Here is a 25905-nt window from a genome sequence, read left to right as displayed (position 1 = left end):
CAACATGCTTTTCTTTCACGGCAACGGCGAGATCGTGGCCGATTATAATGATATGGCTGTTTTATATACAGATATTGGTATAAATTTCATTCCTGTCGATTATCGCGGCTATGGCCTCTCTACCGGCAGGCCAACGGTCACAGCTATAATGCGTGACTGTCATGTGATATTTGATTACGTAAAAAAATGGCTCCGGGAAAAACAATACACCGGTCCGTTTATACTAATGGGGAGATCGCTTGGCAGCGCTTCAGCTTTAGAACTGGCGTTTCATTATAAAGACGATATCGACGGACTCATTATTGAAAGCGGCTTTGCTTATGCCGGTCCGCTACTTCTACTCCTGGGAATTAATATGGAAGCGATAGGTGTCAGTGAAGAACAGGGTTTTTGTAACGTAGATAAGATCCGTGGATTTGATAGACCTACACTCATTATTCATGCAGAATATGATCATATTATATCTTTTTCAGAGGGGAGACTTCTGTTTGAGAACTCTCCATCTCATGATAAAAGATTCCTGAAAGTCCCAGGAGCAAATCACAATGATATTTTTTTCCATGGAATGTCGGCGTATTTGGAATCCGTAAAATGGCTGTTGGACAAGTGTGGTGATGCTCAGGCGAAGTGAAATATTAATGTTTTTCTATTGACAAAACAGTTGAATTTGATATAGGGAACAACCAGTATATGAGCGGGCGTAACTCAGTGGTAGAGTGCCACCTTGCCAAGGTGGACGTCGACGGTTCAAATCCGTTCGCCCGCTCCATTTTTTTTGGCGGCATAGCCAAGTGGTTAAGGCAGCGGTCTGCAAAACCGTTATTCATCGGTTCGAATCCGATTGCCGCCTCCAAAAGCATATAAGGAGTTCACCGGAAAAGGTGTTCTCCTTTTTTTATGCGAACAACACAAAAGTGTGAAAACAGTTTAAGACCAATCATATTTCATTCATCAATATTACAGAATTAATGACAGGCGGGACTCCTGTCCTACCGTAGGGTAGGTTGGGCGTCTCGCCCGACATCTATCAGTAGTTATATAAATTCATTGGTAAAAATGATAAAAAAAATATTGAACAGGTGCGAAAGGTGTGATATGTTCGAACCCAAGCTACATTACCCAATGATGCAAAGAATGACCTCAGAGGTGTGTATATGATTATCGTAAAGGGGAAAACATATTATACTATTGTCGATGCATCGGAACGATTAGGCGTTTCGGCTAAAACGATCAGGGATTATATTCACAAGGGGATCATTCCGGAACCTCCGGAGATCAAGTACGGTGTGAGGATTTTGAAACATTTTCCTGTTGAATATATGGATCTGGCTAAACTTCATTTAGATAATTACCGAAACAGCAAGAATGAGAAAAGACAGTAAGATAGTGACCGGCCCTGTACTATGATACGATCTGCAGGGGGATCGAAAAACAAAGAGGAGTTCTGCGTTGTCCCGCTTAAAAGAGATTACTTCTACAGAAAGACTTCTTGATATCATTCGTCATAAAAAGAATGATATTAATGAGTCTGCAGATAAATCGAAAATTGATCCGCCGAAAAAAGGATTTAAATCCACTGCATCAAAAATGATTTCTGTTCAGAAATCAGTAACTATTGGTATCGATATTGGTCATAAATACCTGAGGTTGGTAAAAACGGCAAGATTGGCCGATAACCGGTGGGAATTGCTCAATTACAAGAGCGTGCCGTTCACCCATACAACCACTATAAAATCACCGGAATATATCAATTTTCTAAAATCCGAAATTAACGAATTTTGCGGTAACTGTAGAAATGCGAATCTATGGGCCATTATGTCTGCGGCAAAGGTGAATGTACGCCATATCCATATACCGAAGGTAGCAAAAAAACAGATCGAGAACGCTGTTTATTGGACAATTAAAAAAGAAACACCTTTTGATGAGAAAGATACAATATTCGATTTTGAAATTCAGGGAGAAGTTACCGAACAGGGCATAAGCAAATGGCTGACTATGGTTTATACGGCGCCAAGGGAGGAAGTCGAGGAGATAAAAGGCATGTTCTCCCAAATGGGGTTGCCGTTGACCGGCATATCAATTACGCCGTTCGCAATCCAGAACATCTTCAAAACCGGATGGATTCCACAAGCCGATGAAAGTACGGTTGCGGGTCTTTTTATCGGAAATGATTTTTCCCGAATTGATATCTATGCCAAGGGGAAGCTTATTATGACCCGGGGTATTAAAGCGGGAATAAACAGCATGGTTGAATCATTACTGGAAAAGCTTACAGGACCATGGCAAGGCATATCGGAAATGGGAGGAAAGAGGCCACAAATAAACGTGGAACAGGCGAGGAAGATTCTCTTCAGCCTCAGTCCTGATTCCCCGCCCCTAACGCAGGAGGACGCCGGCTTTGAGCTTACAGAAGAAGAAAAATTTGAGACCGTTTTACCAGCCTTAGAAAGGGTGATCAGGCAGGTAGAGAGAACTTTCGAATATTATTCGGCTATTCTTAATTATGATAGAGTCGCCAAAATTCACGTATCGAGTGCAATGAATTTTTCAAGGCACATCATAGAATATATAGGTAATCAACTCGGTATTGAAAGTGATGTGCCGGATCCTCTCACCTATCAAATGCCTGGCAAAACCAAGAGCATAGAAGAAACTTCTGTTTCTGAAAGACTTGCTCTTATTCCGGCCCTGGGGCTTGCGCTTTCCGATAATGCTTATACGCCCAATCTGTTATTTACATTTAAAGACAAGGAAAAGGCAGCTAACATCGTCCGTGCAAATCGTATCATTTTTATAGTATTTATTGTTGCTGTATTCATTTCTTCGGGATTTTTTCTCTATCAGATTCAAGACGCCGGTCAGAAAGAAGCCATAATAGCCGGACTCGAGAAACAGGTATCGCAGTACAGTCCTCGTGTCGATCAGAATTTGATATCCCAGATGGTCGCAAGCTCCGGAAAGCAGCAGCAAATGTCTAAGGTGTACAGTGATAGGTATCTTGGAATGGCCGTTATCAGTGAATTGTCGTTACTGACCCCGGCAAATATTCGTCTCATTAATCTTAAAACTCATCTTCTGGGAGCTGTTCCCTCCGGAAAGGAGCCCGCAACGGATTCTAAAAAGGAAGCGGTAAAGGAAGAATTAAAAAACGTGGTGGTTGAGGGGCTTGTTTTTGGCGATAGACGGAATCTTGAATCAACGCTTGCCGGATATATCATGAAGTTGGAAGCATCACCAATGTTCCGTCAGATCAGTGTGCAGAAGAACAGCATCGAACCTTTTAAGAAAAGCGAAGTCCTTCGCTTTGTTATCGATATGAAGATAGGTTAGAATCCTCTCATGGGAAAAATATACGCAATAATTCCAAAGCGCAGTTTACTCTATTCATTGATATGCCTGTCGGGTGTGTTGCTTATTGTATTTGCCGGAATCGTTCCGAACCAGTTTTCTTTAGCGCGTTTAGATCAGAAGATCAAAAGTATTCAATTTCAGATCGAGGAACAAAAAAGCCTTTACCCTATTTATCAAGTGTTGCAGAAGAAGTCTCAGACAAGGGATGCGAAGGTTTTACCCGCACCTGCAAGGAGCCCACTTCCACGAACACAGCTGGATACAATTCCATCAACTTTCAGGCAGATAGCACAAAAAGCCAATATCGATACAGTTTCGGTTTCTCCAAACCTGAATTCCTTAGGAAATGAGCCCAGATTTCTTCTTGTTGATACAGTTGTCAGGTGTGATTTCTTAAATTTCCGCAAATTTCTCATCGGTATTGGTGAAGTACCCTATCTGGAGCGTATTGAAGAAATTCAGATTCAGCAAAACGAGGATACAATGGAATTTAAAATGAAGATTTGGCTGGCGCTTGGTTAAGAACAAGGTTCAAGGGGCAAGGTTCAAGGAAGAAGGTTCAAGGGGCAAGGAAGAGTGAATAAGGATCAGGGATTAAAATGCCAAAACTGACAAAACAGCAAATCATTATACTTTCCGTGATGGTTGTCGCCGTACTGTATGCTGCTTATGACTTCTTTATCGCGCCGCGAACAAAATCGGCCGTGATTGATATAGGGAAAAAGTCTATGGAATTAGAAACATTCATCAATAATATTACAGCGAGCATGCCGAAAGGATCGCTCTCTGCTGCTGATGCCTATATAGTCAGCCGTGCTGAAGCCCAATGGACGAAGGACCCGTTTTATGACAAAAAATCGTTCAGGGAATGGGTGAAGCTTAAAGAACCGGCTAAAGCCGGCAGCGGAACATCGCAAAAAATGAGTTTTATTTATTCCGGTTATCTGAAAGTTAGCAATAAAAAGGTCGCTATCATTAATGGCGTCGAGTATGAATCCGGTGATCCTTTAGAAATCGAGGGATATGTCCTGAAAAATATTTATCAGGGCAAAGTCGTAATTATCAATGAAAAGAGTGGGGCAAAATTTGATGTTCCTTTGCAGGAATAACGTACATGTGGAAGGGGGGATTGACCTTGGCTGATAGACACCATCGGAAAAGAATTAGCTGGCTGATCGTTGTCTTTTTAATGGGAGTGCTCATAATGGGTTGTGCCGGCGATAAATCAGTAAAGAAGGATCCTTTCTTTGAGAAATGGGATAAAATGGCGAAGACAAACACGGGACAATCGCCGGCGCCGATACCAAAGACAATGAGTATGCTGGAAGTTGAACAAAAAGGAGAATCTGATTCACCGGGGGGAAGGGTGGTAAAACCTGCAAGGCGCCTTCCTACAGGGAACATAAGCCTGAAAATGCGCCAGGCTGATGTAAAGGCGGTTCTCCGGTCTCTTGCCCGGATTGAGGGACAGAACATACTGGTCAAGAATGAGGTTAAAGGGGATGTTACCGTTGATTTCAAGAACGTTCCATGGGATCAGGCATTCAATAGTATCCTGCGTAACCAGGGCTTGAATTATGCCTGGGAGGGCGACATTATTCGCGTTATGACGTCGGATGATATAGAGCAGGATCTGAAGAGAAAAACCCAGGAGAGGGGCATTAAACAGATGGAACCGCCGCTGACCCGTGTGATCAGCATCAGTTATGCCGATGCTAAGGGGCTCAAGGATAATCTTCAGGAATTTCTGACGAAAGATAAGGACGGCAAGCCATATGGATCAATAAGAGTGGATGAGCACAGCAACTCCCTGATCATTCATGCAATAAGGGATGATTTACTGAGAATGATTCCTGTTATTGAGAGGCTCGATAAACCGACGCCGCAGATTTTGATTAAGGCGAACATTGTGGAAACAACTAAAGATACTGCCCGTGATCTCGGCATCCAGTGGGGTGGTATGTACAATCCCCGGCTGGGCGACCACAATCTGTGGGTAACACCGGGAGGAACGACACAAGTTCCAACTGGAAGCACGTCAATAATAAATCCGATATCAGGTGCTGGTTATTATACCCCCACTTATGGTTCTCCCGGTCTGAGCGGTCAGGGGTTTGGTGTAAATTTTCCTGCAACCATGTCGGCATCTGCCGCGGGGACTCTTGGTCTCATGTTCGGAACCCTTGGGGGGAATATTCTTGAGATGCAACTGAATGCATTACAAAAAGACGGGAAATTGAACATATTATCCAGTCCGTCTATCACTACCCTTGATAATCAAAAGGCCTTTACGGAAAATGGTGAAAAAATTCCTTATGTGACGCTTGATACTACGATTACTCCTCCTACGAAAACGGTGAAATTCGAGATTGCCGTCCTCAGGCTGGAAATCAAACCCCATGTGATCGACGGGAAAAATCTCAAAATGGAGATAAAGGTGGTTAAAGATGAAGTCGATATGACAAGGCAGGTCGAGGGGAACCCCTTTATTATCAAGAAGCAAACAGAAACATCGCTTATTGTAAGAGATGGTGAAACAATTGTGATTTCGGGACTGACCAAGCAGAAAAGTCAGGATTCTGAAAGCGGTATCCCCGGATTTAAAGATATCCCCGTGCTGGGATGGCTATTCAAGGGAACGGGGAAAAGAGAATCTATGGAAGAGGTTCTGATATTCATCACGCCGACAATATTGCCTGTCCAGAAAGTAGCCGCAGTGCCGGAAGGATCGGATAAGAAATCAGAAAAAGCTCCTGAAACGGGAAAGTGAAGGGGCAGAGATTAATTAGGAAATGGATTATTTCAGGATTTTAAATCTAAAAAAGGAGCCCTTTTCCAACTCGCCGGAGCCGGAGTTTTTTTTTCAATCTGTCAAGCATGTAGGTTGTCTGCAAAAGGTTGAACTTGCCGTTCGTCTCCGCCGGGGGTTAAGTGTAGTGGTTGGTGATGTTGGAACGGGGAAAACTACCCTCTGCCGGCAGTTAATCCTTAAATTTGCCTCGTCGGAGGAAGACAGAAACCAGATTGAAACCCACCTTCTCCTGGATCCTTCTTTTACAAATCCTCTTGAATTTTTATCAACAGTGGCAATGACTTTTGGAGTATCCGATGCCGGCGCCAATGTCAGCGAATGGCAACTAAAAGAAAATATAAAAAATTATCTCTTCAGCAAGGGTGTTGATGAGGGGAAGATAGTTGTTCTCATTATTGATGAGGGGCAAAAACTACCGGATTTCTGCCTTGAGATACTGCGTGAGTTTCTCAATTACGAAACAAACGAGTATAAATTACTCCAGATAGTTATTTTTGCCCAACGTGAATTTGATCAGATCTTTAAAAGACATAAAAATTTCGCCGACAGGGTCAACTTCTACTACCTCTTAGAGCCTCTTAATTTTCGGGAGACTCAGGGTATGGTGAACTTCCGTATAGCGAAGGCCAGCGATACGGACAATGCCCCCTCACTATTTACCTATCCCGGACTATGGGCCTTATATCTGGCGACGAGCGGTTATCCAAGAAAGGTTGTGACACTTTGTCATCAAATAATCCTGGCGTTAATCATCCAGAATAAATCGAAGGCAGGATGGTTTCTCGTTCGCTCCTGTGCACATCGGGTACCTGCTGTTAAACGGGGAAGCTTAAAATGGGTGACAGTAACGGCACTGGTAATTTTTTTTGTTATTGCGGCTGTTGCAGGATTTTACCCTGAGCTGATACTGGAAAACAAATCCGGGAGTGAGCCGGCGGGCATTATGAAAACTCAGGAAATTGTTGTACCGGTGCAAAGTGTTGTGAGTGACCCAGCTCAAAGTGCGAAAACACCCGTAACGGAAGCAGCAGCAAAAACCCCAAATATTACGCCGCAGGTGAATAAAACAATGCCCGACCTTCTGGGAAAGATGAAGTTAAAAAAAGGGAGAACCGTGTGGCGGATGCTTAATGACTTTTATGGAGATTTCGACGCAGGGCAGCTTAAAGCGGTTGCCCTTGCCAATCCGCATATTAAAAACCTCAATCGCGTGAAGGCTGGTGAGGCAATCAAACTCCCGGCTATTCAAGCTAAGTCAGATCCCTTTCCCCAGGGGAAATATTGGGTAAAGCTAGCAAATAGCCCTAATGTTGACGAGATATATGAATTATACAAAAATTATGAATCCACATTACCCTCCCTAAAATTCCTTCCATACTGGAATGTCGGTGAGGGGCTGGTATTTGCAATATTTTTGAAGGATGGCTATGATGATACGGAATCAGCCCTAAATGTGGTAAAAAATATACCGCAGAAACTTTCGTCAAATACGAAAGTTTTCACAAAATTGGATAAAGATACGATATTTTTTACAAGATAGGGAAGAATTAGGGGACAGGGGTCCCTAACCCCTGTCCCCTATAATTAGGAGGAACATGATAGTCAAAAAGAAACTAGGTCAGATGCTTGTTGATGAGAATATGCTGACAGAAGAACAGCTTAACAAGGCTCTTACCGATCAGGAGAAGGCCGGCCTGAAACTTGGGCAGTATCTTGTTCGTCGGGGGATCATAACGGAGCAACAGATTGTCGATGTATTAGGCCGGCAGTTGAGACTCAGAAAATATCACCCGGATATGTTTCCCTTTGATGTTGAACTCTCAAAGGCAATATCTATAGAAGTTGCTCAGAAGCACCAGGTTGCACCGTTACGGAAAAGGGGCCGTCTTTTGACAATTGCAATGATGGATCCTCTGGACATCAATGCACTGGACTTCATAGAGACGCTGACGAATTGTGAGGTGGAAGCCGTAGTATGCACAGAACGTGAACTGAATCAGTTGATAAGCAGTCTCTATGGTATTCAATCGGGCCTCGGTAGTGTCCTGGAGAGTATGGAGATTGAAGCCCAGCCTTTTAAGGAAAAGGATGAGGACGATACTGCAGACATTCAGTTAGCCTCGCTTCAGAATATGGCCGGTGAGGCGCCTATTATCAGGCTCGTTAATTCTATTTTTGCTCAGGCCGTTCGCGAAGGGGCCAGTGATATCCATATCAGTCCACAGAAGAACACTATACAGGTTCGATTCCGGATAGATGGCAAGCTCCATGAGGTGCCATCCCCCCCTAAAGCCCTGTTTTTACCAATTATCGCCAGGATAAAGATACTTTCCAACATGGATATTACGGTAACAAGAATGCCGCAGGATGGAAGATTTACCCTCAGAATGGAAAAGAAAGAAATAAATGTCCGTGTATCTTCCATACCGACCATTTATGGAGAGAATGTTGTCTTGCGCCTTCTGGATACGAGCGCCGGTGTTTATTCCCTGGATCGGCTCGGAATGGTCAAGTCGGATAGTGAAAGGCTCAGATCTATCATACAAAAACCCTATGGGATGATCTTAAGTACCGGACCGACCGGATCGGGAAAAAGTACAAGCATTTATGCCGTCTTGAATGAACTTAATCGGCCGGACAGCAATATAATGACCCTTGAAGATCCTGTTGAATATCGGATCGATAATATCAGGCAGATTCAACTTAACCGGAAAGCGGGAATGACTTTTGCCAGTGGTCTCAGATCCATACTTCGTCAGGATCCCGATATTATTATGGTAGGTGAAATCCGTGATGCCGAGACAGCCGCTATTGCAGTACAGGCGGCGCAGACGGGTCATAGAGTATTGAGCACCGTACATACCAATGATGCCGTAGGTGCCATAACAAGGTTTATTGATATGGGGATTGAACCCTTTCTCTTGGCTTCGACGCTTCTGGCATGTATTGCCCAACGATTAGTCCGGACCGTATGCCCTTATTGTAGAGAACCCTATAATCCACCAGAAAAGATACTTGCCTCATGGGGCCTTGAAAATTGGGATTTTGCAAATTTTCAGCGCGGCAGAGGGTGCAATCAATGTTTGAATACCGGTTATAAGGGACGAACAGGTTTATTTGAAGTTCTTGTTAACGATGAGATGATTCAGGATTTAATCATGAAGAAAAAGTCTGCTCATGAAATCACACGTAAAGCTATTGATGCGGGTAACTTGAAAACCCTGAAATATGATGCCGGCAACAAGGTACTCAGGGGGATTACCACCCTTGAGGAAGCGGGCTCAGCAGTAATGATGTGAATCAGGGATCAGCAATTATGCCTAATTATACATTTCGAGCCATAAATGAAAATGGGGCAGTCATAACCGGCGATATCGAGGCGGAGTCACCCGATAAGGCCTCAAGTATGTTGGCTGAGAGGGGATATATCCCTACGAAGGTGAAAGAACAGGGGTACGGTATTAGTTCTCTCCGATGGTCAAGGATTCTCCGGAAAATGAACCCTGTGAAGATTACGGATCTGATCCTTTTTACGAAGCAGTTTCGCTCACTGTTTAAGGCGGGCGTGCCAATAGTCAGGTCTCTTCAGGTGTTGCAGGCGCAAACGCAGGATCGTGTTTTAAAAGAAGCCATCGGTTCTATGTTGCAGAGCATCAATCAGGGGTTTACCCTCACTGCAGCCATGGAAAAACACGACACAATCTTCTCGCCGCTTTACTGCAGCATGATAAGGGCCGGTGAGATGAGTGGTTCCGTCCCGGAGTCTCTCGAACGCCTGATCTATATCATTGAACATGAGTCAAGGATAAAATCTGATATAAAATCAGCCTTGCAGTATCCAATGATTGTGACGATAGCCCTTGTCGCCGCCTTCTTTGTTCTCCTGACGTTTGTCGTTCCACAATTTGTTGAGATGTTTTCCAAGGCGGGCATTGTTCTTCCCCTGCCGACAAAGATAGCTATGATGCTTTATCAGTTTTTATCAAGCTATTGGTATCTTTTACTCGGTGGCGTTATTGCGCTCTTCGTCGGGCTGAAAAGCTATTTAAAGACAGAGCAGGGACACTATGTAAAAGATACGATTATCCTCCGCCTGCCCATTCTTGGTCCTTTGTTCGTGAAGGCTGCCATGTCCCGCTTTGCCAGTATCTTTGGTATTTTACAGTCGAGCGGTGTACCCGTTATGACTTCCATGAAAATTTTATCCGACGTTATCGGCAATAAGGCCATCTCCCGTGAATTTGATCGCGTCAGGGAGCAGATTCAGGAGGGACGTGGTATTGCTGCCCCTCTCGGTGCGGCAAAATATTTCCCTCCCATGGTTGTCGATATGGTTGCCATAGGGGAAGAAACGGGAAATATTGAAGATATGCTCAAGCAGGTTACTCTGCATTACGATGATGAAGTCAGTTATGCCGTGAAGCGGTTATCCGACCTCATCGGTCCTGTTCTGATTGTCGGTCTTGCCGCGGTTGTCGGATTTTTTGCCATGGCTATATTCCTACCCATGTGGGATCTAACAAAATTAGCACGCTGAAATATGAAACAAAAATACATTCAAGTCAGCTTGTATATCATTATTCCATTCACCTTAAGTGGACTCTCCCTCTTGTGGGTAATCCTGACAGACCGATTGATTCAGTCTTACGGAAAGATGATAACCGGTCAGACATGGTCATTTATACTATGGGGGATCACCGTAGTTGTTTTAACATACCTGATTAGCCTTCTCATCATCTGGGTTGTCTTAAAACCGGTAAACAGGTTTGTTAAGATGGCGGAAAGTCTGCCTGTTTTTCCGAAACAGGCAGACGAAGAGGTAAAGGCAAAGGACGACATCGAACGATTTACGCAGGTGTTTGATCAAATAACGACGATTTTGAGCAAAGTCGAGGCCAAAGAGCTTTTCCCCGGTATAATTGGCCAGAGTAAGATCATGAGGGGATTGTTTACGCAGATATTGAAAGTGGCGCCGACTGATTCGACGGTTCTTATCTTAGGCGAAAGCGGGACGGGAAAAGAACTGGTAGCGGCAAGTATTTACGAGCATAGCCTGCGCAAGGGAAAACCCTTTGTGAAAATCAATTGTGTGGCCATACCCGAAAACCTTCTGGAAAGCGAACTTTTCGGTTATGAAAAAGGGGCTTTCACGGGAGCGACGTCTCAGAAAATAGGTAAATTTGAAATGGCCGCAGGCGGCATGATATTTTTAGATGAAATCGGAGACATGCCTCTTACAACACAGGCAAAATTGCTGCGCGTTCTCCAGGAAAAAGAGTTTGAAAGGGTAGGGGGCAACCGGACGATCAAGGTAGATGTCCGCTTCATCATTGCCACCAACAAGAACCTCCCCGAAATGGTCAGACAGGGTCAATTTCGGGAAGATCTCTATTACCGCATCAATGTATTTTCTATTTATCTTCCCCCGTTGAGAGAAAGACGAGAGGATATTCCCTATCTTGTGGATCATTTCTTAGAGAAAAACCAAAAACAAGTTCACATTTCACCTCAGGCTCTTCAGATTATCGCAGGATATTCGTGGCCGGGAAACGTAAGAGAGCTGCAGAATACTATAGAAAGGGCGACTGTCTTAACCGAAACAGAGACAATTGAAGCGATCCATATTCCCGCACACATTGCAGGTGTCATGACCGCAGACTCGTTACATGATCAGTCTTCATTCAATTCTTTGACAATTGATGACCGTATGGATGAGATTGAAAAGGGTATGATCATAGAAGCTTTGACACGCACAGGCGGGGTTCAGGTCAAAGCGGCAGAGCTACTGGGCATTAACCAGAGAAGCCTCTGGCACAGAATCAAGAAACATGAGATCGACACGGAGTCCCTGAAAAGCCTACAAAAAATGTAGATTTTCCATCAATACATGTAGAATTTGAATTATTGAATGTTCATAACATGTTAAATAATTTTCCTTATCGTTTTTTTATAAAAAATACAATATCGTATAATTACAGCATGTTATTGTTCGTCAGGTATTTGACCCCTGACCCCTGATCCCTGACCCCTGCTATCATGGCATGGAAGGTGCTAATTAAATCATCAAAACCATATGTCATTCCGGACTTGATCCGGAAACCAGGAATAAATAGAGAACGAAAATTAAAAAATATAAGGAATAAAAAATTCCGGGAGGTCAAAATGAAAGCAAAAAGTCTAATGAGAAACCAGAAGGGTTTCACCCTCATCGAAATCATCGCGGTCCTCGTCATCCTCGGTATTCTGGCGGCAGTGGCTATCCCGAAGTATCTGGATATGCGTACGGATGCCATAAAAAATGCCGCCCTGGGAGCTGTTTCCGAGTTGAATGCTCGTGAACGGTTGGAACTTGCAAAGAGTAAATTGCAGGATGCCGGGTCGAATGCCAATTATACGGCTCCTTCTTATGACTTAGGTTCAGATTGGGGAGTTATCGTATCAGGCGCACCTGTGACCTTTAAGGGGAGAACCGTAGTATTCACCAAGACGGAACAACCTGATATAAATACGCCCTCATCGTGGGTTTTAACTTCGGTTAATTGAATATTATTTATGAATGAACAGAAAAGGATTATCATATCTGCACAGGAATGCTGAGATATCATCATCAGTTCCCTAACTGATAGAAACATTCCATTCATTAAAACAGCAATATGTAGGGGAATCAGACGATTCCCCTACAAGAAATGCACCTACAGACACCAGCAATGAACCTTACTACTGGACAGTTGCAGTTACTGACTAAGTTTATTAAAATACATCTTTTGTTTGCATAAGAATTTCAGACTGAAAAACGTATTACTGAAAAGGCGGGCAGGGAGGTTTCAACCATCCCTGCCCATAATATTATTTAAACGAACGTCATTTAAAAAAATCCTATCAAAATATTCAATTCAGTATTAATCTGAAAAGCAAAATAACCTTGATATTATAAGCTGTAAAGAATAATTTGCATTTATGAAAAGATTAGCGTCAAATAATCAAGGATTTACCATGATCGAGATCGTGGCTGTCCTGGTCGTGCTTCTTATTGTGTCCACCGTAGTCATGAGTCGATATACGACGACGGGCACAAACGAATTGATAGTTGAGACAGACGGTTTAAAAGCAAGCCTTCGCTATGTGCAGATACAAGCGTTGAATGACGATACTACAACGTGGGGTATCCACATTCCCGATGACAGTTCATATATATTATATAAAAATGGTTCGGCTGCTTCCGTCATGATTCCTGTTAAAATACCTGATCCTGTAAAAGATCCGCCACCGAATAACACACATAGACTACAAGGCAACACGAGAATAACATCCGGGGTTGGTACGACAGTAACTTTTGATAAATGGGGCAGCCCAGGGACAACGACGATATCCATAACACTTGCTCAGGGTACTGAAACAAGCACCATTACAATAACCAGAAATACAGGATTTATTCAATGAAATGCAACCAGTCTGGGTTTACTCTCATTGAAATCATAGTTACCGTTGTTATCGTGGCTATTCTCAGCGCCATGATCCTCACTTTTCTTTCCGATTCTCTTGTAAAGAGCAGCGACCCTGTCAAAAGATTTCAAAAAACTACAGAACTTAATAAAATCACGGCAAATATCATGGCGGATTATAATAAATACCCCAAATGGAGAAGTACGACGTTATATGCAGTAGGTAATTATGTCGTTCCGACAATCAGGAATGGGCATTATTATAAGTGTACTGCGGCAGGTACAAGTGGTGCGAATGAACCAGACTGGCCTCTCACTGCTGGTGGTACAAAAAGTGATGGTACTATTACATGGACAGAGACTGCTGAAAATGGTCCCTTCCTTACACTTACAAATTTACAAAGCAATATAAACAGTAAAAACTATGGAACCTACGGAGTAGTAGAAAATAAGTTTGTGCAATTCCCCTTACCGTCTAATGTAGAAACCGCCGGTGGGAGTAAAATCCTTAAAGTAACGATTAAGAATGATCCTTGCGATCCGCAAACATGCGTTACAATAACTTCATTATTTATTTCAAACTAATTTATTGTGAGATGAAAAATATTAGCTGTAATAGTCGGGGGTTCACACTTATTGAGATTATAACCTCACTTATAATCATTATGATTATAAGTGTTATAGCCGGTATGGGATTGCTCGAGATATCAAAAGGGTATGTGTTTTATAAAAAAAACTCATCAACGGCACAACAAGGTCAAATAGCCATGACACGGCTTAAAAAAGAGATCAGCAATATCAAGTCGGTTACGTCTGGGACGGCAACTTCAATTACATTCACACGAAGTTCAGGAGGACCTGCCATAACTATATCCTGGGCTGGCGGTAACAGCCCTCTTTTGATAGATGGTGATACATTGGCTCAGCCCGTAACTTCGTTTAACTTAACGTATTGCAATTCTTATATCAGTTGTTCTTCGCCTAACCATTCATCAACGATTTCGATCATTGAAATAACACTTCAGTTAAAGGGTGCTGAAGATACCCCTATCAACCTCATTGATCGGGTAAATCTCTACCTGGAAACGGGAGGATAAGCTATGCCCTTTGCAAATCAAAAAGGGAATGTAATTGCCTATGTCATAATCGCCATGACCACGATTGCCGCATTAGCTGTGGGAGCGCTTTACATGAGTTCATCCGCTGCTTTAGGCGAACTCGGCGCTAATAACTTAAATAGAGCCTATTTCCTTGCCCTGGCGGGGAAAGATTATGCTCTGATTAAAAATATAGAGGACACAAATGGTAGAATATTTACATTACAAAACCAGTCTGGTCAGATACTGCCAAGTAATGATAAATTTCAGCTCGATATCACTGGAAACAATATTACATCAACAGGCATCGTCAATGCGGGGACGCCATTTGAAGCGAAAAGAAAAATTTCTATCACCAAAACGGGTTTCAGTTCACGGCCGGATATTTCTGGTTTTGCTGCTATGACGCCAAGAAATCAGCCAGGTTCTTCTTTTGTGCAAGTTGATGCAACGGGTACAACCGCTAGTTTGGGTGGAGGCGAGTATTCTAAATTTGGCGCTCTCGTATATGGAGGGAGTGCTGTTCAAGGAAATTGTCAGAATGGCAAATGTGATTTTGGGACAGGTTTTCGGGCCTTTTTTGTTTTTCAATTCGGTACGGGATCGTCAGGAGATGGTTTTACATTCACTTTTTTTAATGGCGATGGTGTTGATGGTAATAATGTTAAGAATGGTATCACTTCTGTTGGGGGGGATAATGGCAGGGGTGAGTTGCTGGGGTATGCCGGCGATTCACGTGTTGATTCCGCGGGGACCAGTTTTTTAGACGGAAAAGGAGGAAGGGGCATTCAGCCGCCGAAAGTGGCCGTTGAATTTGATCCTTATGCAAATTTCGGTTCGGCGAACGTATGTGTTTCCGGCAGCAGGCGTGATGGGACTGACAATAGAAACCACATAGCCTATGTTTTCTGGGGCGATAATACAATCAGCTCATGTCATTCTCCCGCTACTGTCGGGAGTAACACCTATGATGATAACAGACATAATAATGGTGCGGATACTTCAACTGAACCGAGAAATTCAAGGAGACCCACTGATGGCGCTGATGCAAGTTATTTCGATGCCTCTTCTTTATGGCCAACGCAAACAAATTGGTTGTTAAGCAACACGCCGACAAATATCTACGCTTTCCGGGTAGAGGTGACAAGGAGTAATACTCAGAACAGTAACAATAACTTTTTCTACACGATCAATTCATGGATAAAGCAGTGCACTATTTCGGATTGTTCGGATGTTATTACAAATTATCCAGATTACGATAATACCAAAATTGCGTATGCCCCCCTACCTACTGATCTCCCTACACTGAAGCGAACAATTGAATTAAATCAGACCTATCACGATTATTTTACTACCTTTTTCTTTGGATGGACAGCCGCAACAGGTGGCGCAACGCAAAATGTAATATTAAAACAATTTAAAATGAATTTTAAAAAAGAACCGTCTGGATGCGGGGGATATGGTGTTTGGAATAATGTGGGGAATGCTTATTTTCGCATAAATGGTATCGGATGTACTTCTGTTTTCGACACTGCATTCATTGGGAATATCGGTCCCTTAGGAAATATAGAAGGCTTTACCAATGCTGCCTGTACGATTTCATCTTCTCCTTCGAGTATAAACTACACGCAGGCGACAACTACGGATACTAACAAAAATTGTGTTGTTTACTTTAGTGGAACAGATAAATAGTGGATCGCCGCGTTGATTATGCCTCATCAATAACATTACAGATAGACCTTTCCCCTCAATTCCCTTCAGATTTACGTGATCTATCTTTTCAACCTTGAAATGATCCTTTACTGCTTCGTATGTATTGCTGCAGATAAGGATTTGATCTTCATAGACAAACCATATAACCTTGCCGCTATAGCGAAAAACGGGAGCGGTATTGCCGGATAATGCAGTGACTTATCTTGTTTATTTGGGGAGATAATTCAGGATGGCTTGTTTGAGTTCCGGTAGGTTACGTTTGACCACATTCCAAATCACTTCCAGATCCACACCCATATAATCGTGAATCAAGACGTCCCGAAGGCCTGCCACATTTCTCCATGGTATTTCAGGGTTGCTCTGTTTGAATGGGTCGCTCAGACGCTTTACAGCCTCCCCGATAATTTCTAAATTGCGGATGGTTGCATCTTGCCAGTGGGCTGTAATCATGAATGTTTCTTTACTTACCGCGGTATAGGATTCAATCTTCTCAATTGCGTCGAGAATATGGCGAAGATAAACAAGATCTTCTTTCATAAGGATAGAGCAGACTTTAAAATCTTTTCCCTGAGGTATGGTGAAATCGCATTCGGTGTAACGACATCAACCTTCCGATGAATCAAGTCTTCAAGATCATGCTTGATGGCAATGATGTCAAGAAGCGACCGATCGCGTTCCATTTCTACTAGTAGATCAATGTCGCTATCTGGTCGTTCCTCGCCCCGTGCAAAGGAACCGAATATTCTCAAATTTCGGGCTCCGTGTTTCGTTGCGATTCTGAGGATCTCCTCCCGTTTTTCTCTCAATATTTTACTGATAGGCATAATGAATGTTTCCTAAGTCTTGACTTTTTACGAGTTCATCAAGGTTGAGAAGCGAATAAAGAGCTAAATGACGTCAATAACATTATAGATAGACCTTTCCCCCTCAATTCCCTTGAGGTTTACGTGGTCTATCTTCTCGACCGTGAAAAAATCCTTCACGGCTTCGTATGTCTTGCTGCAGATAAGGATTTGATCTTCAAGGGCAATCCGTTCCAGTCTCGCCGCTAAATTGACGGGTCTGCCCAGGGCTGTATATTCTTTCCTGATTGCAGAGCCAAAAATCCCTACCATGGACTCACCTGTGCTGATCCCGAAGCCGACAGGGATCTTCATATTCTTTATGCGTATTCCTTTGTTTACTTCAGCCACTTTATTTCGCATTTCAATTGCGCATGCAACCGCTCTCTTCGCGTCATCATCCTGGGTGAGAGGTGCACCAAATATTCCCATAATGCTGTCACCGATATGTTTATCGAGAGTGCCGTTATGTTTAAAAACTATGTTATCAAGAGGGTAAAAATAATGAAGATTCAGAAGCTCAGACAGCTCAAGAGGCGTCAGCGCTTCGGCTATTTTTGAGAAACCGCGGATGTCTGTGAAAAGAATGGTTACTTTCTGGTTTCGGGGCGCCAGGTTCTCACTGAATTTCTGTAGTTCATTCAGAACCTGAGATGGCACGAATTGTTTCAACCTCTTTTTGATGTGAAATTCCTTGATCTTCAATCTGATTTCGTTGTTGTCAAAGGGTTTCGTTAAAAAACCATCAATATCCGAATTAACGCTGTCAATGGCACGGTCAAGGGTTGCATATCCGGTCAGAATAATCCTGATAATTTCAGGATTCAATTTACCTATTTCCGTAAGAGTTTCAAGGCCATCGATGCCCGGCATCTTAAAGTCGGATATAACGGCGTCTATTTCGTTCATATGATTTCGAACATAATCAATAGCGTCCATACCATTTTCGGCCAGGATAATTTCGTAGCCGTCTCTTTGAAGAACTTTTTTCAAAGAAATCCGGACACCCTCTTCGTCGTCTACAATTAAAATTTTGATCATGATACCCTCGCTTTTGCCGGAAGATCTATCGTAAAAGTAGTACCCTTGCCCTGTTTGCTGCTCACTGATATAAGACCTTCATGTTTTTTTATAATTTCGTGAGAAATGTAGAGCCCCAAGCCTGTTCCTGAACCGACATCTTTGGTGGTAAAAAATGGCTTAAAGATATCATTGATGACCTCGGTGGGGATTCCTGCCCCCGTGTCACGACACTCTATCATAACACTGTTTGTTTCTTTTATGTATCTTGTTTTCAGGAATATGGTTCCTTTACCATCAGGGAGTGCTTGAAGGGCATTTTTGATTATATTGAGAAATACCTGGCCCAGATTGGCGAAGTTGCCATTAACTCTCGGTAGATTTTCTTCGTAATCTTTTTCAATGACCAGCTCAGAATATTTATACTGATTATGTAGTACTTTCAAAGCATCTTCAATGGTTGTTTTAATATCTACATCCTCAACATAGGTCTGTGTCTGGCGCGACAAGCCCAAAACGCTTTTTACGATCATTTCCACGCGTTTGAGCTCCTTTAATGAAAATTCAAGATCCTTTAACAGTTCTCTGTCAATATCCCTCTTATCCGTTTGCTCGTTGATCAGTTCAATGTCTGTTTGAATCAGGCTTGACGTGCTTGCCAAGGGATTATTCAACTCATGAGCGATTCCGGCAACAAGCTGCCCGATGGAAGCAAGGCTTTCCGACTGAATGAGTCTCTGTTGGGTCCTGTCTTTTTCTTCGAGAGCCGCTTTACGGGAATTGATCAATGTTTGTGTAAAAAATCCATATATAATCACAAATATCACAATAAGTGAGCGTGTGAATAATTGACCTGACGCAGTCATGGAGTCAAGCACCCAATAGATTATCACCATAACAAGTGCGATTAATACCAAGCCATTCTTTTCTATTTGTTGACGGAGCGTGATTTTATCACTCATTTTGTATTTGCCTGCTATTTAGTTGGCGATTAATTGCAACCTGACACTTGTCAAATTAAGCTATTCTTATTTAAAAAGCTGTTCATTGTCAATAGATATGACGTTTTATTTTGCGGTACTAATGCCGTTACCGTTAAGCGTATAAAAAAAATAGAGAATACAATTGTAAAACACAAAATCCGGCAAATTTATAGTTTTAATGGCCACAAATGGTTCAAGTTGTTTGATGAAGAATCAATATTTTATAAACCACATCAACCGGCGATTAATCATCCAAAATAAATTAATTTGCTCACCACGCAAGGTTGATCTAAAGCGACGGTTATTGGTTCAATTCTTTTTAATTCTTCGATATTCCATTTATCTTCTTTTCTTAAAAGATCCAGGGCTTCTTCTTTGGAGTTTGCCAGTACAACCACCTCAGCCTGCATATAATTGTCGTCGTAAATATGGGGTTCATTAAACATCGACCAACTGGAATATTTTTTGCTGTGTCGCCAGATGAAGATATACATCAGATTAAATCCTCCGTAAAAAAGTAGCGATAACGTTAAATAGTAAACGACGTCGTAAAAAAGTTCAGATGCAAGGCGCGTCTTTCGAAGGACTCAGGATAAACTCAACTGAGGAATGAGGCGTACATTCACCTTTCCATGTCCTCATCGGAGACCGGTATGAAAATAGTAAGGCAGCATTTACCGCATCTCTTGCAGATTATGGTGGATGTGTGATTGTATTATCCTGCGGTTTTATGTTTTACATGAATCAAACAGTACGTAAAGCATCTACAATATACATACGTGAGGCCCTTATGGCGGGCAGAACACCCCCGATAAAACCCATAATCAGGGAGAATAAAATGGCTTTATAAATAATATCAAAGGTTAGAGTAAAACTAAAAGCAAGCTCTGAGAAAGTTTGAAAATTCATAGTCGATATGCTTATAAGTTGCATAAAAGAAGCAAGAAAAAGACCCACACAACCGCCGATAAAACCGAGAATAAGGGATTCCATAAGGAAAGCCATCAGAATACTTGTTCTCCTGAAACCGAGGGCTCGAAGTGTTCCGATTTCACCCGTACGGGTAGAAACCGCTGCGTACATGGTTATCATGGCGCCGATTATGGCCCCGAGGGAGAATATTATGGTAAGAGACCACCCAAAGATGCGGAGAAACTTCGCCATCATTTCGGACTGGTCTGCGTAATATTTTGTTTCGCGCCTTGCTTCCAGGGAAAGCCGCGGATCATTTTCGATATGCGACTTTACTCTATCAAATTCTTGAGAATTGCGTAATTTAAATATTACGGATGAATATACGGGCCTTCGGAATGCCTGCATGAGCTGATCTGCATCACCCCATATCTCGGAGCTGAACCCGGTGGCACCCGCATCAAATATTCCCACCACGCTCCAGTTCCGTAACCCGCAACAGATGGCTTCGTTGACCCCTGTTTCCTTGAAACCTTTGTAAATACTCTTGCCTACGATTATCTCCGATGAACCGAACCGGGGAAGGCGCCCTTCGATGAGTTTTACCTGTGGTCTGAGTGCCAGGGAATTCGGTCCGATTCCCCGCATTACAACATTTGAAGGCTTTCCATTTTCACGCTTGTTAAGACTGATGAGAACGACGATTTCTTTAGCCAACAGTTTCCGGCCATCCGCACCGATGGCTATCTCAGGTTCGGTTTCCACAACAGAGGCTTTCTCCCTTTCTATTCCACTCTGAACCTCGGTCGACGATCCTTTCCGGATTATGACGATATTGTCGTAAAAACCTGTGTCCACCAGTGTTTTCTCAAGGCCCTCCGCGAGCATCAGGATTGCGGCAAAGACGAAAACAACAAGGGCCATGCCGCCGGCTGTGAGAAACGTTGTCAGGCGTCTCGTCCAGAGATTGCGCAGACTATAGGAAAAGGGAATCGCCATTCAGCCGATCCTCCTTAATCCGTCGGCTATACGAATTTTGATCGCGCTGTGAGTGGGAATTATAGCTGCTATGAGGCCAACGACAATGGCAGCAGCGAAATCGAAGATGAGTGTATTCGGTTCGACATTGAAAATGGGAAAAAATGTTGAAAGACTGTCGCCAAAAGCTTTCGCCGCGGGAAAGGTAAAAGCAATCCCGAGGGCGCACCCGAGAATCGTGATCACGAGGGATTCACCGAAAATCATAGCTGCCAGATGCCAGCCGCCGAATCCGAGGGTCTTCAAGACCGCATACTCCCCGATTCTTTCCCTGGTCGTCATTACCATCGTGTTGGCTAAGACAACCAGGATAATAAATATTACGACAATAGAAACGACCCTTATTGCCGTCACAATTGCTTCCGTCATGGAGATGAACGTCAACGCGAAGGCCTTTTCCGTTTCCGTAAGTGTTTCCGCCAAAGAGTTTTTAAATAAGCTGTCAATAGAGACCGAGACATCAGCCGCAAGGTCCGGATGCGTTACACCGATCATGTAAAAGCCAATCTGATCGGCACGCCGGGGGGTTGTCTTTTTTAGTGTCTCATTGAGGTAGTCCCAGTGAAAAATAAACTGGGTCTCATCAATGGTCTTATCCTTTCCACGGTAGATCCCTCGTAATACAAAATCCCAGTTTCCCGGAAAAATCGTTCCTTTCAGCGTTACGGTCGTGCCGATCTTCCACCCGTATTTTTCTGCCAGCTTGTGACCTGCGATGAAGCCCTTTCGATCCCTCAAAAAGGATGTTTCCTCGTTGTCTGGAAGGATAAATTCGGGATAGAGTTCAAGATAACTCTTTGGCTCGACGGCGAAGTTTGCGAAAAAGTTTTTTTCATCGATGTAAATACCCCCGAACCAGTTTCCGTAGGAGACTGTCTTCACCCCGCTGACCTGACGGATTTTATCCTTGTAGTTGAGGGGGAGGGGGAAAATAAGGGATATGGCGTTTCGGGTTACGAGGCGACCGGCAGAAGATGCCTCCACGCCGGCGTACCAGGCACTTATCATTGTACGCAGCATACCGAAGGCAAGGATGGCAATAGCAATACCGAGGATTGTGAGTCCGGTTCGCAGTCTGTGACGGAAGGCGTTTTTAAAGAGGAGTTTGAGAAACAGCATCGCTCAAAAATCCCTTTTCCAGCTGACGGATGACCTTTGCTCTTTTCGCTGCCCTCGGATCATGGGTAACCATGATTATGGTTTTGCCAAATTCCTTGTTGAGGTACTCCATGAGGTCCAGCACACCTTCGGCAGAGTTTCGATCTAAATCACCTGTCGGTTCATCTGCTACCAGTATCGTCGGATCGGTAACCACTGCGCGGGCAATGGCAACTCGCTGTTGCTCGCCACCGGAGAGCTGGCCTGGGTAGTGATCTTTACGATCAAACAGATTGACCACCCTGAGTCCCATTTCCGCATGCTCCCTGCGCTCTTTTCCGGACAGCCCCGACAGGTGAAGGGGCAGCTCGACATTTTCAAGGGCTGTAAGAACAGGTATAAGGTTGTAGAATTGAAATATGAACCCCACGTGGGTTGCGCGCCATCCGGCAAGCTCCGTTTCAGAGAGCGACGAGATATCCACCCCGGCGACCTGGATCGTGCCGCTGTCAGGCTTGTCGATTCCGCCAATCAGGTTAAGAAGCGTGCTCTTTCCCGACCCGGATGGTCCCATGAGCGCCAGAAATTCTCCTGCGGCTATGCTGAATGTGATATCACTGAGGACCTGTAAAACATGATGGTCCCGGCGATAGGACTTGCTTACGTTTGAAATCTCAACGACGGGCGTTTTATCTTCCATTACTTTTCTGCAACTTTGATCTTGGTTCCGGTTTTCAGCTTCTCAAGAGGCTTTAATACTACCCTGTCTCCTGCTTTCAGCCCACTTAGGATTTCAATCATGTCTCCGAATTGTTCCCCGACAGTGACCATCGTTTCCGTTACTTCATCCCCTTTTACGACAAAGGAGACGTTTTTGCCGTTGCGGTTGATCACAGCATTTCGATTCAATGCGGTACGCGGTTTCATTTCCTCCGATTTGACCGGACGGGAGAGAAAGGCAACCTTGGCGCTCATCTCCGGTAGGATGCGTGTGTCATTATCCATAAAACCAACCTTGACCATGATCGAGGCTTTGCTTCTATCCGCTGTCGGTACTATTGTCTTGACAACTCCGTTGAAACGGGAATCAGGGAAGGCATCAAGCTGTATCAGGCAGGGCTGGCCGGACTTTATCAGTGAAAGGTTGGATTCGGAGACGTCTGCCTCGACCTCAAGATAACTCATGTCTGCAATGGTTACCACGGCTGCCTTGGCGTTTGCGGCGGCTCCAAGCGGAGTAATGATATCGCCGATGTCGGCATTTTTTGTCAGAACGACTGCATCAAATGGAGCCCTGATGAGTGCATATTCCTGGGCAACAGTTGCACCTCTCAGTGCGGCAGAATTTGCCTTAAGCGTTGCTTCCGCTCCATCAACGGCAGCTTTTGCCTTTTTGTAGCGAGTTTCAGAGTTCTCATATTCCACTTGTGATATGGAACCATTCGTGATCAATCGCTTGTTTCTTTCGAAAGTGAGGCTTGCCTCCTTCAATTCGGCTCTGGCTTGTTCAACGTTTGCACGTGCTGCGTTGAGATTGGCCGCGGCCTGTTCGCGTGAAGCGTCGGCATCTTCGTTTTCTAAACGGGCTATGACCTGGCCTTTCTTTACCCGGCTTCCTTCAGAAACAGAGAGTGAGACGAGTCGTCCGGTGATCTTGGAAGCTACAGCGGCTTTACGCTGGGCTACCACATAGCCACTTGCGTTTAAAAGGGTAAAAGTCTGGGAAGGATAAATTTGAGATACACTGACCACCTCAACGGAAACGGCAGGTGTTATAATACCCGTGATATAAAGAAGACCTGCTATGGCTATTAAAACAAACGCTATTACAAAATACTTGATTCGCGTACGCAAGACAGGTTGGCTGGTCTTAAGCGATTTATCTATCTTCAGTTTTGAAAGGTCTTCTGTGGCCATGGATTGGTGTTCTCCATCGATCAGGTAACAAGAAAAATCTAAAAGCGACGACCAAGATTCAAAGCTCTATCCCCGAGACTTTGAGCTATCTGGGGATATCTCCTGGTATTGGGTTTAACGACCTGGCCTAAGAGTTTGTATCCCCCGTAGTGGAGGATCGTCCATACAGATCGGGCTGCTCCACGGCTGCCCGCCGCTGATAGTAAATTGAACGGCCACGGTGTGCTGCAGGCGGTCACAATTACGGCAAGTTTGCCCTTTTGGCGGGGGTAGGGGATACCGGCTGTTTGCTCTCCGAGGAACACCGGCACGTTTCGGTCGAACAGAATCTTCAACGGAGCGCTCATATTTCCCCAGTGCGTCGGCGTACCAACGATAAGCCCGTCTGCGCTTTTAATCTTCTGACCTACAGTATGGGCATTGTCACTGGTGAGTGCACATGTCTTGTCAGGTCTGCACTTCATGCAGGCGATACATGGTTTCATTTTAAGATCGTATACATCAATCCACTCCACCGTGTGTTTTTCAGATGCACCATCTGCAACTGCCTTGAGCAATATTGCAACCGTTCCGTTTTTTCGGGGACTGCCGTTGAGTACCAGTAAATTCATGCTCTATTTGATTAACCCCCTTTCTTGGGCAATGCGGATGTATGTCTCGACCACGCTGGCCGGGGGCGTATAACAATCCTCTTCGTTTTTACGGACGAGATCGATAGCCTTACCGCTGCACGTAGAGACGCAGAGGCCGCATCCTATACAGTAGTCAAGATTGACCTCGGCAATCCCATCCTGCATGCGAATAGCCTCCATCTGGCACCGTTCTACGCAGGTTTCACAACCGAGGCAGTCATCCTTCCGAATCCCGACATAATAATTGCTGTGTACAAGCGAAGCCGGATTGGGGAGCCTCTTAAGACTTTTCAATATCTGGCAGCAGTCTCCGCAGCAGAGGCACATATTCGTGATTTTCTGGGCATTGGTTGGTTGCAGCACAAGGGCTTCCTCTTCAGCCTTATTTAAAATGTGAATGGCTTCGTCACGGCTGATCGAACGCCCGAGACCGTTGTTTTCATAAAAGTAAGCGCCGCTGGAAAAAACAAGACAGGCCTCAACCGATTTTCCGCAGCCTTTCCCGATCATGGCATGTTCTTTTCGGCATATACAGGGAGCAACGACAATCTTTGTCTGCTGTTCAATAAGTTTCCGGGCTTCTTCATATGGCATTACCGCTCCTTGACCATCCAGGCTGGCCCCGATTGGTATGGTTCTTAATTGATGGGTTTTAAGATTGGATGCTGTGTCCATTAAGGAGGGGATATATTCGTTCATATCCCTGATCAATCCTTCGTCCAGGTCGTTGACATGATACTCCCATATTCCAATCACGAACTGGGATGCCATGTAGCGGTTGCCCTCAGGCAGGTCGGCGCGGTAGATCAACCCCTTGTGCGACATCCGGTAGAGCTTTTCCGCGAGGTCCTCCGGCGGCATGTTGGCCCTTTTCGCGATTCTCTCGACAGGCTCCGGCAGCATGCGTAAATAACACGCCATTAGGGCTTCTTCTTCAGTGAATAGACGTTTCAGGATACGGATTTCAACCCCCGTTTCCGTACGCGGAAATCCGCCGGGGAGGTTATCCAAATGTGTGGCTAAGCGTTCATAAATATCTTGAGTCATT

The 25905-nt window shown here is 44.1% G+C and carries 24 protein-coding genes, 2 tRNA genes and 1 pseudogene; 16 read left to right on the top strand and 11 right to left on the bottom strand.

The annotated features are described in order from the left end of the window. From NTW12_11700 to NTW12_11625, 16 genes and pseudogenes are all read left to right on the top strand, one after another. The coding region (locus NTW12_11700) for an alpha/beta hydrolase (protein ID MCX5846998.1) at window positions 1-631 on the top strand (631 nt) is incomplete at its 5' end. Window positions 632-694: 63 nt separating this feature from the next. Next, window positions 695-769, top strand: a tRNA-Gly gene (locus NTW12_11695). Window positions 770-777: 8 nt separating this feature from the next. Next, window positions 778-853, top strand: a tRNA-Cys gene (locus NTW12_11690). Between the two features lie 301 nt (window positions 854-1154). Beyond that, window positions 1155-1382, top strand: a complete 228-nt coding sequence (locus tag NTW12_11685; protein MCX5846997.1) for a MerR family DNA-binding transcriptional regulator — start codon at window positions 1155-1157, stop codon at window positions 1380-1382. Between the two features lie 67 nt (window positions 1383-1449). Beyond that, complete coding sequence (gene pilM / locus NTW12_11680; GenBank protein MCX5846996.1) at window positions 1450-3330, top strand: pilus assembly protein PilM; 1881 nt, start codon at window positions 1450-1452, stop codon at window positions 3328-3330. Window positions 3331-3339: 9 nt separating this feature from the next. Further along, window positions 3340-3873 carry a hypothetical protein gene (locus NTW12_11675; GenBank protein ID MCX5846995.1) on the top strand — a complete coding sequence of 178 codons (534 nt, stop codon included), beginning with the start codon at window positions 3340-3342 and terminating at the stop codon, window positions 3871-3873. Window positions 3874-3950: 77 nt separating this feature from the next. Continuing rightward, a complete protein-coding gene (locus tag NTW12_11670) occupies window positions 3951-4460 on the top strand; it encodes a hypothetical protein (protein ID MCX5846994.1) in 510 nt (169 codons plus the stop codon). A 26-nt stretch (window positions 4461-4486) separates the two neighbouring features. Beyond that, complete coding sequence (gene pilQ / locus NTW12_11665) at window positions 4487-6121, top strand: type IV pilus secretin PilQ (protein MCX5846993.1); 1635 nt, start codon at window positions 4487-4489, stop codon at window positions 6119-6121. 22 nt (window positions 6122-6143) lie between these two features. Continuing rightward, window positions 6144-7703, top strand: a complete 1560-nt coding sequence (locus NTW12_11660; GenBank protein ID MCX5846992.1) for an AAA family ATPase — start codon at window positions 6144-6146, stop codon at window positions 7701-7703. Window positions 7704-7758: 55 nt separating this feature from the next. Further along, window positions 7759-9462, top strand: a complete 1704-nt coding sequence (locus NTW12_11655) for an ATPase, T2SS/T4P/T4SS family (GenBank protein ID MCX5846991.1) — start codon at window positions 7759-7761, stop codon at window positions 9460-9462. 17 nt (window positions 9463-9479) lie between these two features. After that, on the top strand, window positions 9480-10700 hold the full coding sequence (locus NTW12_11650) for a type II secretion system F family protein (GenBank protein ID MCX5846990.1): 1221 nt from the start codon (window positions 9480-9482) through the stop codon (window positions 10698-10700). A gap of 3 nt (window positions 10701-10703) precedes the next feature. Beyond that, the gene (locus tag NTW12_11645; GenBank protein MCX5846989.1) at window positions 10704-12035 is read left to right on the top strand and encodes a sigma-54 dependent transcriptional regulator; all 1332 of its coding nucleotides are present in this window, start codon (window positions 10704-10706) and stop codon (window positions 12033-12035) included. A 308-nt stretch (window positions 12036-12343) separates the two neighbouring features. Next, window positions 12344-12433 (top strand): annotated as a pseudogene (locus tag NTW12_11640) (prepilin-type N-terminal cleavage/methylation domain-containing protein). Between the two features lie 687 nt (window positions 12434-13120). After that, window positions 13121-13603, top strand: a complete 483-nt coding sequence (locus NTW12_11635) for a prepilin-type N-terminal cleavage/methylation domain-containing protein (protein MCX5846988.1) — start codon at window positions 13121-13123, stop codon at window positions 13601-13603. Continuing rightward, window positions 13600-14190 carry a prepilin-type N-terminal cleavage/methylation domain-containing protein gene (locus tag NTW12_11630; protein MCX5846987.1) on the top strand — a complete coding sequence of 197 codons (591 nt, stop codon included), beginning with the start codon at window positions 13600-13602 and terminating at the stop codon, window positions 14188-14190. Before NTW12_11635 ends, NTW12_11630 begins: the two co-directional genes overlap by 4 nt. A gap of 515 nt (window positions 14191-14705) precedes the next feature. Beyond that, window positions 14706-16394 carry a hypothetical protein gene (locus tag NTW12_11625; protein ID MCX5846986.1) on the top strand — a complete coding sequence of 563 codons (1689 nt, stop codon included), beginning with the start codon at window positions 14706-14708 and terminating at the stop codon, window positions 16392-16394. A gap of 228 nt (window positions 16395-16622) precedes the next feature. Here the strand turns inward: NTW12_11625 and NTW12_11620 are convergent, their stop codons facing one another. The 11 genes from NTW12_11620 to NTW12_11570 all read right to left on the bottom strand — a co-directional run bounded on the left by NTW12_11620 (window position 16623) and on the right by NTW12_11570 (window position 25904). Further along, entirely contained in the window at window positions 16623-16952 is a 330-nt protein-coding gene (locus NTW12_11620) for a DUF86 domain-containing protein (GenBank protein MCX5846985.1), read from the bottom strand. Then, window positions 16949-17239: a nucleotidyltransferase family protein gene (locus NTW12_11615; GenBank protein MCX5846984.1), complete on the bottom strand. Its 291-nt coding sequence runs from the start codon at window positions 17237-17239 to the stop codon at window positions 16949-16951. The genes NTW12_11620 and NTW12_11615 overlap by 4 nt, the downstream gene beginning before the upstream one ends. 63 nt (window positions 17240-17302) lie before the next feature. Next, on the bottom strand, window positions 17303-18298 hold the full coding sequence (locus NTW12_11610; GenBank protein MCX5846983.1) for a response regulator: 996 nt from the start codon (window positions 18296-18298) through the stop codon (window positions 17303-17305). Next, window positions 18295-19239 (bottom strand): ATP-binding protein, encoded by a 945-nt coding sequence (locus NTW12_11605; protein MCX5846982.1) that lies wholly within the window; start codon window positions 19237-19239, stop codon window positions 18295-18297. The genes NTW12_11610 and NTW12_11605 overlap by 4 nt, the downstream gene beginning before the upstream one ends. A gap of 269 nt (window positions 19240-19508) precedes the next feature. Next, the gene (locus tag NTW12_11600) at window positions 19509-19754 is read right to left on the bottom strand and encodes a hypothetical protein (protein ID MCX5846981.1); all 246 of its coding nucleotides are present in this window, start codon (window positions 19752-19754) and stop codon (window positions 19509-19511) included. Window positions 19755-20004: 250 nt separating this feature from the next. Continuing rightward, a complete protein-coding gene (locus NTW12_11595; GenBank protein ID MCX5846980.1) occupies window positions 20005-21171 on the bottom strand; it encodes an ABC transporter permease in 1167 nt (388 codons plus the stop codon). Next, entirely contained in the window at window positions 21172-22329 is a 1158-nt protein-coding gene (locus NTW12_11590) for an ABC transporter permease (GenBank protein MCX5846979.1), read from the bottom strand. Beyond that, window positions 22304-23008, bottom strand: coding sequence for an ABC transporter ATP-binding protein (locus tag NTW12_11585; protein MCX5846978.1), 705 nt, complete (start codon window positions 23006-23008; stop codon window positions 22304-22306). Before NTW12_11585 ends, NTW12_11590 begins: the two co-directional genes overlap by 26 nt. Then, a complete protein-coding gene (locus NTW12_11580) occupies window positions 23008-24225 on the bottom strand; it encodes an efflux RND transporter periplasmic adaptor subunit (GenBank protein ID MCX5846977.1) in 1218 nt (405 codons plus the stop codon). Before NTW12_11580 ends, NTW12_11585 begins: the two co-directional genes overlap by 1 nt. Window positions 24226-24263: 38 nt before the next feature. Further along, entirely contained in the window at window positions 24264-24836 is a 573-nt protein-coding gene (locus tag NTW12_11575; GenBank protein MCX5846976.1) for a flavodoxin family protein, read from the bottom strand. Window positions 24837-24839: 3 nt separating this feature from the next. Then, window positions 24840-25904, bottom strand: coding sequence for a 4Fe-4S binding protein (locus tag NTW12_11570; GenBank protein ID MCX5846975.1), 1065 nt, complete (start codon window positions 25902-25904; stop codon window positions 24840-24842). Window position 25905 lies beyond the last annotated feature (1 nt).

Source organism: Deltaproteobacteria bacterium (genome assembly GCA_026388545.1).
Lineage (GTDB): Bacteria > Desulfobacterota > Syntrophia > Syntrophales > UBA2185 > JAPLJS01.
This window is presented reverse-complemented; position numbering and strand designations above follow the sequence as displayed.